At 41.7% G+C, this 16,303-nt stretch carries 20 protein-coding genes, 3 pseudogenes and 1 riboswitch; of the genes and pseudogenes, 17 read left to right on the top strand and 6 right to left on the bottom strand.

The window, feature by feature from the left end:
* Window positions 1-275 precede the first annotated feature (275 nt).
* Together JCM21738_RS06115 and JCM21738_RS06110 are read right to left on the bottom strand one after the other, a co-directional pair.
* Window positions 276-1,199 carry an LCP family protein gene (locus tag JCM21738_RS06115; RefSeq protein WP_023614624.1) on the bottom strand — a complete coding sequence of 308 codons (924 nt, stop codon included), beginning with the start codon at window positions 1,197-1,199 and terminating at the stop codon, window positions 276-278.
* A gap of 165 nt (window positions 1,200-1,364) precedes the next feature.
* Window positions 1,365-2,120 carry a DUF3891 family protein gene (locus JCM21738_RS06110; protein WP_023614623.1) on the bottom strand — a complete coding sequence of 252 codons (756 nt, stop codon included), beginning with the start codon at window positions 2,118-2,120 and terminating at the stop codon, window positions 1,365-1,367.
* A 109-nt stretch (window positions 2,121-2,229) separates the two neighbouring features.
* On the opposite strand from JCM21738_RS06110, the gene JCM21738_RS06105 reads away from it, so the two are divergent.
* On the top strand, window positions 2,230-2,538 hold the full coding sequence (locus JCM21738_RS06105; RefSeq protein ID WP_023614622.1) for a DUF3817 domain-containing protein: 309 nt from the start codon (window positions 2,230-2,232) through the stop codon (window positions 2,536-2,538).
* Window positions 2,539-2,805, top strand: coding sequence for a DUF1450 domain-containing protein (locus JCM21738_RS06100; protein WP_023614621.1), 267 nt, complete (start codon window positions 2,539-2,541; stop codon window positions 2,803-2,805).
* 39 nt (window positions 2,806-2,844) lie between these two features.
* Here the strand turns inward: JCM21738_RS06100 and JCM21738_RS06095 are convergent, their stop codons facing one another.
* Together JCM21738_RS06095 and JCM21738_RS24235 are read right to left on the bottom strand one after the other, a co-directional pair.
* Complete coding sequence (locus JCM21738_RS06095; protein WP_023614620.1) at window positions 2,845-3,030, bottom strand: hypothetical protein; 186 nt, start codon at window positions 3,028-3,030, stop codon at window positions 2,845-2,847.
* 18 nt (window positions 3,031-3,048) lie between these two features.
* Window positions 3,049-3,204 carry a hypothetical protein gene (locus JCM21738_RS24235; RefSeq protein ID WP_023614619.1) on the bottom strand — a complete coding sequence of 52 codons (156 nt, stop codon included), beginning with the start codon at window positions 3,202-3,204 and terminating at the stop codon, window positions 3,049-3,051.
* A gap of 114 nt (window positions 3,205-3,318) precedes the next feature.
* Between JCM21738_RS24235 and JCM21738_RS06090 the strand changes: the two genes are divergently transcribed.
* From JCM21738_RS06090 to JCM21738_RS06070, 6 genes and pseudogenes are all read left to right on the top strand, one after another.
* Window positions 3,319-3,672 carry a hypothetical protein gene (locus JCM21738_RS06090; RefSeq protein WP_023614618.1) on the top strand — a complete coding sequence of 118 codons (354 nt, stop codon included), beginning with the start codon at window positions 3,319-3,321 and terminating at the stop codon, window positions 3,670-3,672.
* Between the two features lie 211 nt (window positions 3,673-3,883).
* A complete protein-coding gene (locus tag JCM21738_RS06085) occupies window positions 3,884-4,396 on the top strand; it encodes a cell wall hydrolase (protein WP_023614617.1) in 513 nt (170 codons plus the stop codon).
* A gap of 336 nt (window positions 4,397-4,732) precedes the next feature.
* Complete coding sequence (locus tag JCM21738_RS25465) at window positions 4,733-4,930, top strand: hypothetical protein (protein WP_243462911.1); 198 nt, start codon at window positions 4,733-4,735, stop codon at window positions 4,928-4,930.
* Entirely contained in the window at window positions 4,903-5,514 is a 612-nt protein-coding gene (locus tag JCM21738_RS06080) for an SGNH/GDSL hydrolase family protein (RefSeq protein WP_243462910.1), read from the top strand. Before JCM21738_RS25465 ends, JCM21738_RS06080 begins: the two co-directional genes overlap by 28 nt.
* Window positions 5,515-5,526: 12 nt before the next feature.
* Window positions 5,527-6,436 (top strand): annotated as a pseudogene (locus JCM21738_RS06075) (ABC transporter ATP-binding protein).
* A complete protein-coding gene (locus tag JCM21738_RS06070) occupies window positions 6,429-7,409 on the top strand; it encodes a DUF2705 family protein (protein ID WP_023614614.1) in 981 nt (326 codons plus the stop codon). Before JCM21738_RS06075 ends, JCM21738_RS06070 begins: the two are co-directional and overlap by 8 nt.
* A 391-nt stretch (window positions 7,410-7,800) precedes the next feature.
* On the opposite strand, the gene JCM21738_RS06065 is transcribed toward JCM21738_RS06070, so the two are convergent.
* Both JCM21738_RS06065 and JCM21738_RS06060 read right to left on the bottom strand, forming a co-directional pair.
* Window positions 7,801-7,965 carry a hypothetical protein gene (locus JCM21738_RS06065; RefSeq protein ID WP_023614613.1) on the bottom strand — a complete coding sequence of 55 codons (165 nt, stop codon included), beginning with the start codon at window positions 7,963-7,965 and terminating at the stop codon, window positions 7,801-7,803.
* A gap of 199 nt (window positions 7,966-8,164) precedes the next feature.
* A complete protein-coding gene (locus tag JCM21738_RS06060) occupies window positions 8,165-9,577 on the bottom strand; it encodes a LysM peptidoglycan-binding domain-containing protein (protein WP_023614612.1) in 1,413 nt (470 codons plus the stop codon).
* 160 nt (window positions 9,578-9,737) lie between these two features.
* Between JCM21738_RS06060 and JCM21738_RS06055 the strand changes: the two genes are divergently transcribed.
* The 9 genes and pseudogenes from JCM21738_RS06055 (at window position 9,738) to JCM21738_RS06020 (ending at window position 16,299) form a co-directional block, all read left to right on the top strand.
* Window positions 9,738-10,112: a hypothetical protein gene (locus tag JCM21738_RS06055; protein WP_035209066.1), complete on the top strand. Its 375-nt coding sequence runs from the start codon at window positions 9,738-9,740 to the stop codon at window positions 10,110-10,112.
* Between the two features lie 357 nt (window positions 10,113-10,469).
* Entirely contained in the window at window positions 10,470-10,745 is a 276-nt protein-coding gene (locus JCM21738_RS25460) for a YolD-like family protein (RefSeq protein WP_052019585.1), read from the top strand.
* Window positions 10,717-10,839 (top strand): annotated as a pseudogene (locus JCM21738_RS23110) (ATP-dependent Clp protease proteolytic subunit); the annotation flags it as partial. The gene JCM21738_RS25460 and the pseudogene JCM21738_RS23110, both read left to right, overlap by 29 nt.
* Before the next feature lie 356 nt (window positions 10,840-11,195).
* Window positions 11,196-12,377 carry an LL-diaminopimelate aminotransferase gene (locus tag JCM21738_RS06045; protein WP_023614609.1) on the top strand — a complete coding sequence of 394 codons (1,182 nt, stop codon included), beginning with the start codon at window positions 11,196-11,198 and terminating at the stop codon, window positions 12,375-12,377.
* 82 nt (window positions 12,378-12,459) lie between these two features.
* Window positions 12,460-12,565, top strand: a riboswitch (SAM riboswitch).
* Window positions 12,566-12,707: 142 nt separating this feature from the next.
* Window positions 12,708-13,756: pseudogene (locus JCM21738_RS06040) on the top strand (LLM class flavin-dependent oxidoreductase).
* Window positions 13,757-13,785: 29 nt separating this feature from the next.
* Entirely contained in the window at window positions 13,786-14,739 is a 954-nt protein-coding gene (locus JCM21738_RS06035) for an ATP-grasp domain-containing protein (protein WP_023614607.1), read from the top strand.
* Window positions 14,740-14,809: 70 nt separating this feature from the next.
* Entirely contained in the window at window positions 14,810-15,355 is a 546-nt protein-coding gene (locus JCM21738_RS06030) for a hypothetical protein (protein WP_023614606.1), read from the top strand.
* Between the two features lie 61 nt (window positions 15,356-15,416).
* Entirely contained in the window at window positions 15,417-15,908 is a 492-nt protein-coding gene (locus JCM21738_RS06025) for a GNAT family N-acetyltransferase (protein WP_023614605.1), read from the top strand.
* A gap of 97 nt (window positions 15,909-16,005) precedes the next feature.
* Window positions 16,006-16,299, top strand: a complete 294-nt coding sequence (locus JCM21738_RS06020) for a hypothetical protein (protein ID WP_023614604.1) — start codon at window positions 16,006-16,008, stop codon at window positions 16,297-16,299.
* Window positions 16,300-16,303 lie beyond the last annotated feature (4 nt).

Here is a 16,303-nt window from a genome sequence, read left to right as displayed (position 1 = left end):
CAAGCGAACTTAATTTCTCCATTTGAAGATGGTTGTGTGAAATCTGTGATTGATGAGATTGAAGCTTATTTGAATACAGTTGACGATAAGGCTCTTTAATGTAGATGTTAGCAAACTAGGTCAGGTGGGTTCGATTCCGCGCAGTCCTACCCAATATATATTGAACGTGCGTTTTTTTATATGTAATGGAATAACGACTTCTTAGACTATAAATGCTTGCTCTTAAAATAGAGCAAGGCATTATTTTTAGAATGATGCTGGTCCGTATATTATTGTCATTCTTGCTCTAAAAATTCCTCAAGTGCTTCCTTATTCTGATCAAAATCCACCTCCAACACTTCACCAATTCCGTCCTGGTAGGTATTTTCAAAACTGCCGTCTTCCGGGATCCGTATTGTTTGCATTTCTCCGCCTTGATTCGTCAATATGTCTTTTCCAATGGCTAAAAGCGTGGGGGAGTCGATATTTGTATCAATGTGAGTGTGTAAAAGGTCGAGCATTTCAGGTAACTTGGTCACGCTATTAAGACTTACGGCTTCGTCTTTTAATTTTGAAATCACTTCTTGCTGCCGCTGGACTCGTCCAAAGTCACTTAATCGATCCTGGCGGAAACGTACATATCCTAGCAGTTCCTCTCCATGCAGCAGTTGGGCTCCTTTTTCCAATGTCATATCTATTCCATCGGACATTTCATAAGGTATGTCTACTTCTATTCCTTCGGGAACGAGGAGGTCGACTGCTTTTTCGAACCCTTTAAAATCAACGATGGCATAATGATGGATGTCTAACTCAAAATTGTTCTTAATCGTTTGCCTTAGTAATTCGGTTCCGCCAAGGGAATAGGCTGCATTTAGTTTTTGCTTCCCATATCCGGGGATGGAGACATACATATCCCGCATTAGTGAAATTAGTTTTACATTGTTTGATTGTGGGTTGTAATGTGCAACCATGATTGTGTCCGTTCGTGCACTTTTTTCCCCGCGTGAGTCACTCCCTAGTAAAAGGACGTTCACTTCTTCTTTAGTATCACTTTCTCCTTGAAACGAATCTGCTTCTGCTTTTTTAAAAGGTTGATTTATTGCTTTATATGTTCCTTCAATGTACTGGAATATGGTAACCAGACCAACCATAAAGATTCCAAGAATCATCAGTGCCACAAATACTCGGGACCATCTGACTTTTCGCTTTTTTACTGCCATTTTACCACCACCAACATCTATTCCATCTTTATAGTGAAGTAGTCATTATCCCATAGTTAGATTTCAGTTTATATGCGATTTGATTACATTTGTTTAAAATTCTGCTGACAAATCGTTAAGTTATGTAATAAAAAATCTGCACGGTGATGTTCTCCGGGCAGATTTTCAGACAAATGTAACGTCTCTCCAACAAACTGGACTTTCGTAATAAGCTGCAGCTAACCCAATTTCTTTGATGAGTTTCTTATTAACAGCTTTATAGGGCAGTCTGACATGGAGATTTTTCTTAAATGGCGAAAGTGACAGTGATACTGTTTCTTGATCAAGCCACTCTGCATGGATGTGTTCATTGTTTGCGAATGAAAATCTTTGCGGAAAGCCATTTCGGTAAAAATAGTGCTCCTGGGATTTTGGCGTTCCGGGGTCATTAAGACAAATATACAATGACAGATTATCGCAGAATTTTAATAGATTTAAGTGGAAGGACAACATCTGGTCTTTTTCGATTCCTAATTCCTCGAGCAACTTCTGTTGTCTTTGTTTTTCCGCGATCCAAAAATTCTTCCCGATTATGCTTGTTGCGTCCTTCAGGAATGATGCGGAGTGAAGGCTGCACAGGAGTCCGGCGTATGGATCCATTTGGACGATCTCGTCGATTCCTTTTGTATAAAAGGCAAGCTTCGGGCTTCCCGGATAATCCATAAAAGAGTATGGCTGCTGGGTTTGTTCGTTCCATAATGGTTCTTTGTCTGGTTCAATCCAACACCGATCGTGTTCCCGTACGGCAAGAACCACCGAATCTTTCTTGTCTATGCCGAGAAAATGTTCACATCTCCAACATTGTGCAGCGTCCCGCGAAACCTTAGCATGGTCATGCTGGGCCACCATGACAAATTCATTTTCCCGTTCATGGATAATCATTTTAATTCCCCCTTTCTATTATAGTAAGTTGGCTATGTGTTAGAATTTAGTATTTTTAGTTACTCGTAAAAAATGGTATAATTTCTTGGTTAGGAAGTAGGTGTTAAGTATGCAAAATACAGCTATCAGCCGGTTTCGTTTAATGGGTTTGTTTGAGGGTGGATCGTTGTTGATCCTTGTGTTCATCGCGATGCCGCTTAAGTATTGGGCTGGTTTTCCCGAGGCTGTTCGGTTCGTAGGTTCTTTGCACGGTTTTTTATTTGTATTATATATTCTTATGATTATATATACGACATTTAAGGTCAGATGGTCGTTTTTATGGGCCGTTAGTGCGCTTGCAGCTGCGTTCATTCCTTTTGGCAACATGGTTTTGGATCGCTTTTTACAGCGGACTTTTTCAGGAAAGGTAGTTTCATAAATGAATATGATTCAGAAGCTTTTTTCCAAACAAAAGAAAGCAAAGATTGAATTTTGCCAGCGGAATTTGGAGCAGTTTTTACAGGAAGAGAATTATGCTGCTTACAATGATTTCTTGAGCCGTAAAAACGTAGAGTATAAGGAATTCGAATGCCAGAGCAGGTGCAAGGAATGCAGGATGTCTCCATATGCAATGGTCAATGGTGACTTTGTAACTGCAGAGAATTCTTATGAATTGCTTAAGAAAATGGCTGAATATATAGACTGAAAAAGCATCGATTACGATGCTTTTTTGCTTGCTTAAGACTTATTGGCTATCAGATGGACCATTTCCGCCTGGAAAAATGAAAGACTTGTCATGCAAGGCCTGGTCTTGTTCAATTCGGTGATTTTTCGAATCAAGTTTCGGGTCACCAGTTCCTTTTTTTCTATCCATATAAAAAGCTAGGGGAACCAATACAATTAACGGGGAAAACAATGCTAACCAAAGCATGTTCATTTCTCCTTTCGTTTATAACCAGTCAAAATAAAGATTTAAAATAAAAACCACAATAACAACAAGAGAAATTATATTGATCAATAAAGAAAAGCGATCTTTTTCGGTTTTCTTGCCAACTTCTTCCCGATATTTCTGTTGAATTTTTCTCCTTTGAAAATTTGATTTCATAAAGAACGACCCCTAGACGTTTTCTTTATTTTAACATAAATATCCAAATAGAGGTTTGGAAGTTGTAAAATTCCTGATTGAAACATATTTGTTTTATAGAAGGAGTTGGTGAGAGTGAATTTCGAGATGCAAAAAGCCAACCTGCTGGCGGAAAATATGAAGGGTTTTGCGGATTTCGTCCAAAAAAGTTATAACAGTAAATCTGGATTGATTCTGGATCATGATAAACTGTATCAAGTCAAGATGTGGATCGAGGAGTATCATTTTTCTCAGCTTGCTGAGGAGCTTGCGAGAATCAACATGTTTGAGTGGGACGAGAAATACACATTTTTACTGATAGAGCGATTTTGGAAAGGTTTGCGAATCATTGATGATTTTGTTGAATATCACCACACAGACTTGTTTATCCTGACAGCGAGGATCCACACACTTAAAAATTTGAGTGCGCTTTTTTCGATAACAAATTGATTCTTCCTTTATAAATTGAGATACCATTTGATGTTAAATTTGTAACAAAGTTTACGAATAAACCTTATTTCGTAATAATAAATACAGTTTTTACCCGAGCTGGTATGAAGTTTAAAATTAACCCAGTCATTAACTAGTGTGATAATATTGTAAACCTGTTAGCCTGTTATAGGGCCTGTTCAGTCTAATAAACCAAAACAGGAGGTTTACAATGAAAAAAATTCTTATGCTAGTCACAATTCTTACATTAGTTATTGGTTCATATACAGTTTATGCAGAATCAACGAAAACGAACAAGCCGGCTGAGACTTTGACAGCCAAAAAGGTAGATGTTGATACGAAGGAGTCTTCGGTGACGGATAAACGCTTTATTAAGGAAGAAGAAGTAAAGCTTCTAGCCCGCCTGGTCCATGCGGAAGCTAAAGGTGAGCCTTATGAAGGCAAGGTTGCCGTTGCAGAAGTCGTACTGAACCGAGTGGAGCACGAACAATTTCCTGATACGGTAAAAGAAGTTATTTACCAAAGAAACGCATTCCAACCTGTCCAAAACGGTGCAATCAATAAGCCGGCAGGTGAAGAAGCAATTAAAGCCGTTGAAGATGCCCTTGAAAATGAAAATAAAATTGATTGTCTTTATTTCTATAATCCAGAGACTGCGACAAGCCAGTGGATCTTCACTCGTGATGTCGTGAAAACTATTGGGAAACATGCATTTGCCATCTAAAAGCGCGTTCAGCAATTAAAGCTGCGCGCTTTTTGTTTAATAGGAAATTAAGGAAATTATAAAATATTTTCAATGTGGATAACTATCCAGGTTTTCTTAATCCAGCTCCAGCGCCTAGCCCCTCGAGTCGCTTCGGTCCGCCCAATGAAGTCAAAGAACGACTTCACTGGTCGGCCCTCCAGCGCTTGTCGGGGCTGAACGAGGCGCTTGCGCTTTTTGTTCCGTATAAAACGGCAAAAACCCACATTCAGCACATCGCCACAGTATTATCATTTTTATTCCGATCGAAATTATTATAAAATAAAGCTTACCAATTAGTGGAACGAGGGTGGTCAGGTGAAAAAGTATTCGGTTAGATTAACACTGATTTTTTCAGTGCTGTCATTAATATTAATGCTGTTCGGTCTTGGATGGACAATCCAAAATCAATTTTTCAGCAATGAAGCGTCGGGAGCGATTGAGCAGCAAAGCCAGTTGAAGATGTTTCTTCCCATAAAGACGGTAAGGTGGTTGTCGCTCTTGGAGATTCGCTGACTCGCGGAACCGGGGATGATACAGGAAAAGGCTATATCGGTTATCTGGTTGATGAGCTTGAAGAGAAATCTAAAGAGAAAATCACAATACATAACTTCGGGGTTAAAGGGTACCGTTCCAATCAGCTGTTGGATCAGCTAAAGCAAGGAGAAATCCAGAGGAAGATTCAGAGTGCAGACTACATCCTGATTACGATTGGCGGCAATGATTTGTTCCAGAGTGGTCAAACGTTTTTGCAAATGGATGAGCAGAAAATCGCTCAGGCCAAAGAAAGTTATTTAAAAAACCTTGAAGCCATTTTAAAAGAAGTGCGGACTATGAATGACTCGGCTGTTGTTTTTCATATTGGCTTGTATAATCCGTTCATTGATTTGAATGATTCCGAGCTGACAACAAAAATCGTCCGTGATTGGAATTATGATGCGAATCAACTGCTTGACCAGAATGAAAAGGCGGTTTATGTGCCGACATTTGACTTATTCCAGCTAAGTGTGAACGATTATTTGTACACAGATAAATTTCACCCGAATGCTGAAGGCTACAGGCTGATCGCGGAACGGGTCGCTTCATTGATAACATGGTAAGGGGGGAGAACGATGAGTGAGATAACGCTCTCTGTTAAAGGGCTTAAAAAGACGATTGGCAAAAAAGAGATCATCAAAGGCATCGACTTTGATTTAAAAAGAGGCGAAGTGTTTGGTTCCTAGGTCCGAACGGCGCTGGCAAAACTACAACCATCAGGATGCTGGTCGGTTTGATCAAACCTAGTTCAGGAACAATCGAAATCGGCGGCTACAATGTCAGGAAGAATTTTACGAAAGCTATGTCGCAAATGGGCTGTATTGTTGAGAATCCCGAGCTGTATTCCTATTTGACGGGCTGGGAAAATCTCGAGCATTTTGGAAGGATGCTGCCTGAAGTCGATCGTGCGCATATGAATTATGTGGTGGAACTCGTGCGGTTGGATGAGCGGATTCATGATCGTGTCAGTACGTATTCGCTTGGGATGCGTCAGCGTCTTGGGATTGCCCAGGCTTTGCTGGGAAAGCCAAAGGTCTTGATTTTGGACGAGCCGACGAACGGACTGGATCCGATGGGGATTAGGGAAATGCGTAATTTCATTCGTTATCTGGCCGAAGAAGAGGGGCTGACTGTTCTAGTATCAAGCCATCTTCTGAGTGAAATCCAGCTTATGTGTGACCGGGTCGCGATTATTTCTAAAGGATCAGTTATCAAAGTGGACTATGTTGAAAATCTGTTGGCACTCCAGGAAAAAGTCATCTGGCATGCGAACCGCGTGATACTGCGAAAGAAATTCTGGGTGGAGTGACGACGGTTTCGGATGGGGCAGAGGGAGCTTTGGTTACTCCTTATGTAGAAAATGAAAGTGCTATTTGGAACCGCATGCTGGTGGAAAAGGGCGTCCAGGTGAATGAAATGAACAGGAAATTGCCTGCACTTGAGGATCTTTTCCTTGAGTTGACTGGGGGTGAGACGATTGATTAACCTGGTCAGGAATGAAATGTTGAAAATCGTCCGCAAAAAAAGAATCCTTATAGTTGCTGGGATCATCGCTGTGCTAGTCGCGCTTTTTACATATTCTCAATACAGGGAAATTGATAGAAGGCTTGAGCGCTTTGGGGACGTTGATTGGCGAACGACATTGCAGCAGCAGATCATCGATACACAAAACAGGATCACCAGCAGCGGGATTTCTGATGAGTGGAAAAGCGAGCTTCAGCTTCGCATCCAGCAGCAACAATACTATCTTGATAACAATGTGAATCCGATGGAGCCGGGAGCACCTAGTTTTGCCCGTGTATTCGCGGAGCATTCAATCAATTTGTTCCTGCCATTGATGATCATGGTGGTGGCAGCCGATATTGTTTCTTCTGAACGAAGTGCCGGGACGGTAAAGCTTTTGCTGACAAGGCCGGTGAAGCGCTGGAGAATTTTGATGAGCAAATACATCACACTGATTTTATCTGTATCGATCATTGTCGTGTTGTTTGGAGTGCTGTCCTATTTGATATCCGGCCTTATTTTTGGCTATCAAGGCTGGGCCGCTCCTGTCATAACCGGATTCAATGTTGAAGGGAATGAACTCAATACGAATGCAGTCCAGATGATTCCCCAGTGGCAGTATCTGTTGATGGAGTTCAGCCTAGTGTGGTTTGTGGCACTGATTGTCGGAACAATCACATTCATGCTTTCCGTTCTAATTCGGAATACGCCTGCAGGAATGGGGGTCATGCTAGCTGCGCTGATTTCCGGAGCCATCCTTAGCAGTATGGTCTCATCCTGGGAATCGGCAAAATACTTGTTCATGATCAACCTGAATCTGACAGGCTACCTGTCCGGCCAGGCGCCGCCGATCGAAGGCATGACTCTCGGGTTTTCGCTAGTGGTGTTGGCGATATGGGGATTGGCAGCCTTGATTGTTTCGTTTGCTGTGTTTATTAGGCAGGATATATATTAAAATGATAAACCCTGGCCAATTTTGGTCAGGGTTTTGATGATTCTTTAGATGTTTTAGGATCTTTTTGAATTTTAAACAGATATATGAACGGTTGCAGCAGTTATTTAAACGGTTATTGGGAATATATAAACGGTTGCAGGACTTTTATCGACGGTTAGAAGAGTTTTATTAACGGTTGAAAGAAATTAATTCGCAGGATTTTTTAAATACCATCAAATATAGACCTAGCGAGGAACCTGAATAAAAAGAAAACCAGCCGGAACGGAAGAATGATCAATTCTGGAATCCAGAACAGTATATCAAAAACGAAATCCCAAAAATTATAGCTACCATCCTGCTTCTTCTTCCTTCTCTTTTCTGACCGTTTTTCTACAAATATTTCAGGCTCCTCCTATTTTTTATTGCATTCTTCGTAAATAATTTTACCCTGATTCTGGATAAAAGCCTTGATCTCCGCCATGCCCTTCGTTTCCGGGTACCTCATTTCAACGAAAATCTCTTCATTAGCTTGGATTTCTTTCTTGCATACCGAGCACTGTGGCGTGATTTTGAACATGACTCTCACCTGAAGTTTTAATACGGTTTTTAAGCGAGAAGTTTCGGGTTATTACTAGTACTCTTCCTGTGACAAATATGAAGGATTCTTCACAATAGGTATTAAATCTGGGCAAACTGGTATCATATCCGGATTAATTAGTATTAAATCCCCACTAATCTTGATTATAACATTCTACTGATCTCAGGATTTTTCATGTTTACAGCTTCTTTACCCTAAAGTTATTGTGCAGCACTGGCCAGTTTTGCGGAAATGATGGACCTAATGTCCAGAAGCTGACTCCACGCAATCCATAATTTTTTACTGTATCGTACTTTGCCTGGACGCTTCTTGCGTCTTCGAACCAGACTTCGTGCTGCTGTCCGTCTGCATCGGTGTAGAGGAAAAATGGAGATTGGTACGTGTCATTATATTGGATATTAACGCCCTGTTGTGCGGCAAGCTCTACTGCTCCTTTTGGGCTGACTGTTCGAGCATAGGTTCCTTGCACCCATGGGATACGCCAGTCTCTTCCGTATAAAGGGACACCCATCAATATTTTATCGCGCGGAATGGCTGTGACCGCATAGTCCAACACTTTCCTAACTTCATTGATCGGCGCGATTGCCCACGGCCTGCCGCCTGACCAGCCCCATTCATATGTCATGATGACGACAAAATCAGCAATTTCCCCATGCGCATCGTAGTCGTGCGCTTCATACAGCAAACCTTCCTGATCGGCTCTTTGTTTTGGAGCCAGTGCAGTCGACACTGTATAGCCTTCAGGATGCAAGCGGGCTACAGCTTTTCGTAAAAAATTATTATAGTTTTCCCGGTCTTCTGGATAGACGTATTCGAAATCGATATTCAAGCCGGTATAGCCTTTTTCTTTCATTTTAGCAAGAATATTGGTTAACAATGTGTCCTGGACGGCTGGATTCCGCAGGATGGCGGCTGCCCGGTCTGAACTGAACGAGCCATCTGCTTCATTCGTAATTGTCAACAATGGTGACGTGTTGGTCATATTGGCCGCTTGCAGGACATTTGTATCCTGTAGATTCAGGAGTGACCCATCTTCACCCATCTTATAGGAAAAAGGAGTAAGATAAGTGAAAAGGTTCCCGCGTGAAAGAACATTTCTTCTGCCTATATCATCCATCCTCGTTATATAGGTATTCACTTCAATTACAGGCTTTGGAGGCAATGGAATCCTCAGAACCCCGCCGGGATAAATGACTGCTGGATTAGAAATATTATTGGCCGCTGCTATTTGGTTCACAGTCACCCCATATTGCCGGGCAATCGCCCACAGAGTTTCTCCAGACTGGATGGAATGCAGTATATATGGCATCTGAAGCATCTGGCCGACAAAAATCAGCGAAGGATCTGCGATATTGTTATAGCTTGCGAGTTCCTGTACGGTCACTCTGTAACGAGAGGCAATTGCCCATAAGCTGTCTCCCTGCTGGACGATATACTCACGGTTAGTTTCCGGGATCACAAGGGACTGCCCAACAACTAATACATTGGGGTTATCAAGTTCATTCGCTAAAATAATCTGGTTAATGGCAGTTTGGTAGCTTTGCGAAATGGCCCATAAAGTGTCACCCGGTCTTACAACATGTATTTTCATATTTAATCATCCTCCAAGGTATGGTGCCTTTTATCATGATATGCCAGCAAAAGTTGTCCTATCTGTAAAATGGTTTATTTCAGAATATTTAGAATAGGTGTATAAATTTTTATAAATACCGATATAATAGAGAGAAAAACTATAAAGATAAAAGGGGAAAATGGTATGGTTACGTACGGCACTTTTTTTACTTTTAGTAGAAGAGGCGGAGAAGTTGAACTGCAAGGTGATTTATGACTCTAAGAAAAAAATCAATTTTAATCCAAACATGTCCATTACGATTCCATTATCGACCACACAGGAAAATGTTTATGCCTTTGCCCACGAGATTGGGCATTGTATTGATTTTGTCAATGACGATCTTGACTATGAAAAGTGGCTGAATGATTGGTCTTATCGGATAACGGCTGAAATGAGTGCATGGGTCCATGCCTATAAAATTCTGAAGAAGTTGAATGTGCCACTAGATGGATGGAAAGACCACGTGGATTCAAAGCTCTCGACTTATTTTAAATATCATGAAGTGATTGCATAGACTGGCTAAGGCCAGTTTTTTGATTGGATAAGATTTATCCACTTAGATTAGTGTCTAGCTCCAGCACCTAGCCCCTCGAGACGTTTCGGTCCGCCCGATGAAGTCAAAGAGCGACTTCACCGGTCCGCCCTCCAACGCTTGTCGGGGCTGACCAAGGCGCTTGCGCTTTTCTTATGAAAAAATAAATTTGTATAGTTTACGAACGTTTGTTTGGGATATAATAGCTTTAAGTACTCCCGAAAGGATGATCAGCATGAGAATACGAGATCGAGGAAAGCTGAAATTTATGCCTGCTCATTTTATGCCAGAGCATCGAGCGTTATTGAGAGAGCTAGCTAGGATGAGTTGCGGCAGCCGATGCCGTTGCTCGATGAATACGAAATCCAGGAGATGGAGAATCGGATTTGCTACGCCATGGAATTTACATATCCAGTGAAAATCACGAAGTGGGATGATGGATTTACATATGAAGAAAGAGGACACGTTCATTACCTAGATCCGCTCAGGAAGGAAGTACGGATGGTAGCTGAGGATGGGTGTGCAATGTCAATCCAGTTCGGGGATATTGTCGCTGTGGATGTGGAACGGATCGATGTCGCGATTGATATCCGACAGAACTGGCCAGCCGGTTGAAAAAATCGAAAAGGATACAGACTGGGATTATTTCATGAGTTCCCAGGAAGCACTTGAATATGGGATCATCGATAAAATAATCACACGAACATAGTGGAGAGCTGCCCTGGGCGGCTCTTTTTGTTTGACTCGTTTTAACATCGGATTATTGCGGTTCTAACATATCCGGTTACCCAGAATCTCGACTGAAATTAAATCGTTGTTAACTGGTATTAAAAGCCTATCAACTGGTATTAAAGATGCTCTAACTGGTATTAAAGCATCACCAACTGGTATTATCCGCAAAAAAAGCTTAATCACATGCTGGCTAGTAGGCATAGCAGCTCATTTTTAATTTTTTCTAGTACTGATCAAACGAAACTGCTATAATCGAATTTATATTTTAAAAATTCAGATGAATCAACCTCAACGAAAACATCATGAATGAATGAACAGTAAAGGGGAATGTCCATGAATATCTACGGATCGGAAAAGATTAGAATGATGACATCAAGTATATTTCAGGAAGTGGTTGACCGTAAGCAGGCTGCTTTGATGAACGGGAAAGATGTGATTGACCTGAGTATAGGGAGTCCGGATTTTGGGCCGCCTTCTTTTGTCATGGAGGAACTTGCTAAATATTCGATGGATCCGGGGAAATACGGATACACGCTCAAGGGAATTAGTGAATTTAACGAGGCGGTAAAATATTTTTACCATCAGCGTTATTCGGTAGAACTTAAAGCTGAAACTGAAGTCCTGCAGCTGATGGGCTCCCAGGATGGGCTTGCGCATCTTGCTACAGCGATCATTGATCCTAGTGATTATGTACTTGTTCCAGATCCGGGTTACCCAATCTATGAAGCCAGCGTTACCATTGCAGGCGGAACTATTTATCCTATGCCTTTGCTGGAGGAAAATAAATTCCTGCCGCAGCTTAACGAGATTCCTCTCGAGGTTTTACATAAGACGAAAATGATGATCTTGAGCTATCCTGGAAACCCTGTCACTGCACTGGCTGACACCAGCTTTTTTGAACAGGTGGTCGAATTCGCCAAAGTACATAATATCCTTGTCGTACATGATTTCGCTTATTCTGAATTGATTTATGATGGGAACCCGCAAATCAGTTTTTTATCCGTACCGGGTGCGAAGGAAGTTGGAGTGGAGTTCAATTCACTCTCAAAAACTTTCAATATGGCAGGCTGCCGCATAGGATATGTCGCTGGAAACTCACAGGTTATCAATATCCTAGCTTCCTTTAAATCACATATCGATTACGGAATCTTTTACCCAATCCAAAAAGCAGCGATTGCAGCACTAACTTCTGATTATTCTTTCTTGAAGGATCAGCTAAAGCAGTATGAAGCGCGGCGGGATGCTTTGGTATCTGGATTTCGGGACAGCGGATGGGAAGTGGCTAATTCTCCGGCAACGATGTTTGTGTGGGCTAAAATTCCTTCCGGCTGGAAATCCCGCGATTTTGCCTTCAAACTAATTGATGAAGAAGGGATTGCCGTCGTACCTGGTGATGCTTTTGGCAAGCAGGGCGAAGGGTACGTCAGAATCGCTATGGTTCAGCCTCCAGAAAGACTGATAGAGGCATCTCAGCGGGTAAATATATTTCTGTCAGGGTTTCCGATTGGAATATAAAAATATTTCGATAAACGAATTGACTTTTGTTTGAATTTAGAATATTATCACTTTATTAAACTAAAATTTAATACATGATGTCTTCTTATCAAGAGAGGTGGAGGGAAAGGCCCTGCGAAACCTCGGCAACAGGTTCTTAACGAATACTGTGCCAATTCCTGCGGACAATTTTGTCTGAAAGATGAGAAGAGAGTATTCTATGGCTCTCTTCTTAAAGAAGGGAGCTTTTTGTATTTAGGGGGCTTATTTTTAAGTCTCTAATGTTTTACCTTTAAAACCAACTTAACGGGTTGGTTAAGTTGTGTTTAAATGAGCAGAGGAGAGATTGTGATGAAGTATGGATTTTGGCTGCCGATATTTGGCGGATGGCTAAGGAACGTAGAGGATGAAAACATGCCGCCTACCTTTGATTATGCAAAGCAGGTGATTCAGTCAGCAGAAGAGTGGGGCTACTCAACTACTTTGATCGCCGAATTGTATCTTAATGATATCAAAGGCCCCGAGCATGACTCCTTAGAAGCCTGGACAACAGCAGCTGCATTGGCTTCGGTAACAGAAAAAATTGAAATCATGGCTGCGGTAAGACCGGGCTTCCACAATCCGGCCATCACTGCAAAAATGGCAGCAAACATTGACCAAATCAGCAATGGCCGATTTACCCTCAATGTCGTTTCTGCCTGGTGGGAGGAAGAAGCGCGTCAATACGGCGGGATTTTTACCGAACATGATGAGCGATATGAGCGGACTACAGAGTTCATCGATGTACTCAAGGGTCTTTGGAGTGAAGATAGCTTCTCTTATGAAGGGAAGTTTTATCAGCTGAAGGATACCAAGCTGTTCCCAAAACCAGTCCAGCGGCCTAATCCGATCTTATACGCTGGCGGTGAGAGCGAGAAAGGTAAGCAGACTATTGTTGAAAAATGTGATGCCTATGTCATGCATGGCGGGACGGTCCAAGAAATTGAATGGAAAATAACAGACATGAAAAACCGCAGGCTGCTACGTCAAACCCAGAACTGTCAGAGTTCGGAATGGCCGCCTACGTCATTTGCCGGGATACAGAGGAAGAGGCCTTTGCTGAATTGGAGCGTATCACGAATGTTAAAGAATCCAGTGCCTATGCCGGCTTTAAGGATTTCACAAGCAAGTCCCAGCTTGAACAGCAGATTCAGTTACAGGATTATTCGGTATCGAACCGTGGTTTGCGGCCAAATTTAATAGGAACACCCGAACAAATCGCCGAGCGGATTTTAGAGTATGAAGAAGCTGGCTTGGGTTTGCTGTTACTGCAATTCTCTCCTCAGCTCGAGGAAATGGAAAGCTTTGCTAGTCAGGTAATGCCACTTGTTGAGGCAAAAAGGAAGCAAGTGATTGTTTGATAGACAATAGATTAAGGAGATGAAAAATAATGAGCAAAGTATACATCATTCATGAAAATAACGATTGGACAGTTCATTTGACAAAGCGGCTTGATGAGCTGAAAGTTCCATATGAAGAATGGCATCTGGACGAGGGCTTGCTTGATTTATCAAAGGAACCGCCAGAAGGAATTTTTTATAGCAGGATGAGCGCTTCGTCCCACACAAGAGGCCATCGTTTCGCTCCGGAATATACTGCCCAGGTTTTAGCCTGGCTGGAGGCTCACAGCCGGAAAGTATTCAACGGATCTCGCGCACTGGAGCTGGAGGTAAGCAAGGTTAAGCAATATCTTGAGCTGAACAAGCATGGTGTAAGGACTCCAAGGACGATCGCGACTGTCGGGAAAGGGCAGCTATTGGATGCTGCGAAAGAATTTAACGGGAAGGCATTTATAACGAAGCACAATCGGGCAGGAAAAGGTCTTGGCGTTCAGCTATTTCAATCGATTGAAGCACTGAAGGCATATGTTGATGGACCTTCTTTTGAAGAACCCGTTGATGGTGTGACCCTCATTCAGGAATACATCCAGGCTCCGGAAAGTTACATCACCAGATGCGAGTTTGTCGGCGGCGAGTTCATCTACGCGGTGAGAGTCGACACATCTGAAGGCTTTGAACTATGCCCGGCTGATGCCTGCCAGATTGGTGACCTGTTCTGCCCTGTTGGCGAGGAGGTTGAAGAAAAGCCAAAATTCCAGGTGATCGAACGCTTTAATGATCCAATTATTAAAAAATATAAAAGAGTGCTAGAAGCAAATAATATTAATGTTGCCGGAATTGAATTCATCAAAAATGAGTCAGATGAAATCTTCACTTACGATATCAATACAAATACAAATTATAATTCAGATGCTGAAGCAAAAGCAGGTAAGTTTGGCATGCTCGAGCTGGCAAGGTTCTTAAGAGAAGAGCTTGCTGCGGAGTACGGGGCAGTGACAAGATAGTTTTTAAATTTGGATAAATTTTGAAACTTTTCAAAGATTCCTCCGTATTAAAACTTAAGGGGGAGATCAGATGAAAAAGTTATCATTTATTCCTATAATCCTGGCGCTACTGCTTTTCGGCTGCCAGCAGAAACAAAATGGAGCGCTCGATACTAGTAAACTTGAGAAAGTTGAACCGACTGGGAATGCCACCGAGGAACAATTGAAAAGTATTCCGATCCTCTATAATGTACCATCCTTGAAAGTTGGCTTAGAGGCATTGCCATTTGAAGTAATGCCGCCAAAGGATCTTCCTTTTGCCGCCATGCCGCTGAAAATGACCATTGAGGATTTCGAGCACGATGGGAAAGAGTTAAGAGTAAATTTTGAGAGTTTTTCAAAAAACAAAGAGGATAAAATCATTTTTTTAATCACTGTCCATAATTTTAAAGTCGACTATCCAGAAGGTCCAGGGGAGGAAGTTGAGCTTGCTGATGGGACGGCAGGAGATTATATGAAAGGAACTCTCGTTTTTGAAAAGGATGGAATCTATTATAGTGTTGGCTATTATAATCCTAAAGTCTCGGATAAGCAGTTAAAGGAAGATATAATCGATTTAGCCGGGCAAATGTTATAAAGCTGAAGAGAACGCATAGAGTTTGCGTTCTTTTTGATGTAAAAATAGCGGGGGTAAGACTATGGAAGTCATTAAAATAAACCGACATTTAAGAGAGAATGTTAAAGCATTCTTTGAGGCTCACTGGGGAAGTCCACAAATGGTGATTTCAAGCGGCGTTTATGATTGCAGTAACCTTGATGGGTTTGTGGTACTTGATAAGTATGGGGAAATTAATGGTTTAATTACATATATTGTTTCCGGACATGAATGTGAGATTATTTCTCTAGATAGCGTAGATGAGGGAAAGGGAATCGGAACCCTTCTCGTTCAGGAGGTTGAAAGCCTTGCGGCAAGTGAAGGGTGTGAAGTCCTGAAATTAGTCACTACTAATGATAATTTAAATGCACTGAAGTTCTGGCAAAAACGTGGTTTCACGCTATCACAGGTCTTGTGCAATGCTGTTGAAAAAGCCAGAAAGATCAAACCCTCAATTCCAATGGTAGGGTATGATGGGATTCCTATTAGAGATGAATTACTCCTGGAAAAGAAGATAAATAAAAATACTTTGTAATTCAACACTGAGTTTCTGAAACGTTAAAGTTTTTTTATATATTTGGATAGATGAGTATATTTTTCTAGTTTGCCAAAAACTATTAATGGTGATATTGATGAAAAAAATACTCTATTTCATAACATGGTCCGGCTGCATCATTCTATTGTCTTGTGCCTATGAAGATTACCTCTATTCTCAATTCAAGGTTGATACTGCCCAGGGGATTGTGGAGGATAAATGGGTAGGGAAAACAACCAGGAATATATTTGGGAATTTTACTGAGGAACGGGAATACTGGATTCAGCTTAATGGAGAAAAAATTGTGGTGACCAAAGCGATTTACGAGGAGGTGAATCGGCACAGGCAAATCAAACTTACGAGGACTCAGCATGGCATGTTGATTGAATAAAAAG

The organism is Mesobacillus boroniphilus JCM 21738 (genome assembly GCF_000517385.1).
Taxonomy (GTDB): Bacteria; Bacillota; Bacilli; order Bacillales; family Cytobacillaceae; genus Mesobacillus; species Mesobacillus boroniphilus.
The sequence above is the reverse complement of the archived record's forward strand: the minus strand, read 5'-3'. Positions and strand labels throughout refer to the sequence as shown.

Coding starts and splice junctions, on each gene's coding strand:
- JCM21738_RS06035 (WP_023614607.1), top strand. CDS start 13,786: ATGAGCAAAGTATACATCATTCATGAAAATAACGATTGGACAGTTCAT.
- JCM21738_RS25460 (WP_052019585.1), top strand. CDS start 10,470: ATGCCGTTGCTCGATGAATACGAAATCCAGGAGATGGAGAATCGGATT.
- JCM21738_RS06030 (WP_023614606.1), top strand. CDS start 14,810: ATGAAAAAGTTATCATTTATTCCTATAATCCTGGCGCTACTGCTTTTC.
- JCM21738_RS06020 (WP_023614604.1), top strand. CDS start 16,006: ATGAAAAAAATACTCTATTTCATAACATGGTCCGGCTGCATCATTCTA.
- JCM21738_RS06105 (WP_023614622.1), top strand. CDS start 2,230: ATGCAAAATACAGCTATCAGCCGGTTTCGTTTAATGGGTTTGTTTGAG.
- JCM21738_RS06055 (WP_035209066.1), top strand. CDS start 9,738: ATGGTATGGTTACGTACGGCACTTTTTTTACTTTTAGTAGAAGAGGCG.
- JCM21738_RS06045 (WP_023614609.1), top strand. CDS start 11,196: ATGAATATCTACGGATCGGAAAAGATTAGAATGATGACATCAAGTATA.
- JCM21738_RS24235 (WP_023614619.1), bottom strand. CDS start 3,204: ATGAAATCAAATTTTCAAAGGAGAAAAATTCAACAGAAATATCGGGAA.
- JCM21738_RS06110 (WP_023614623.1), bottom strand. CDS start 2,120: ATGATTATCCATGAACGGGAAAATGAATTTGTCATGGTGGCCCAGCAT.
- JCM21738_RS06115 (WP_023614624.1), bottom strand. CDS start 1,199: ATGGCAGTAAAAAAGCGAAAAGTCAGATGGTCCCGAGTATTTGTGGCA.
- JCM21738_RS06025 (WP_023614605.1), top strand. CDS start 15,417: ATGGAAGTCATTAAAATAAACCGACATTTAAGAGAGAATGTTAAAGCA.
- JCM21738_RS06060 (WP_023614612.1), bottom strand. CDS start 9,577: ATGAAAATACATGTTGTAAGACCGGGTGACACTTTATGGGCCATTTCG.
- JCM21738_RS06085 (WP_023614617.1), top strand. CDS start 3,884: ATGAAAAAAATTCTTATGCTAGTCACAATTCTTACATTAGTTATTGGT.
- JCM21738_RS06100 (WP_023614621.1), top strand. CDS start 2,539: ATGAATATGATTCAGAAGCTTTTTTCCAAACAAAAGAAAGCAAAGATT.
- JCM21738_RS06065 (WP_023614613.1), bottom strand. CDS start 7,965: ATGTTCAAAATCACGCCACAGTGCTCGGTATGCAAGAAAGAAATCCAA.
- JCM21738_RS06095 (WP_023614620.1), bottom strand. CDS start 3,030: ATGCTTTGGTTAGCATTGTTTTCCCCGTTAATTGTATTGGTTCCCCTA.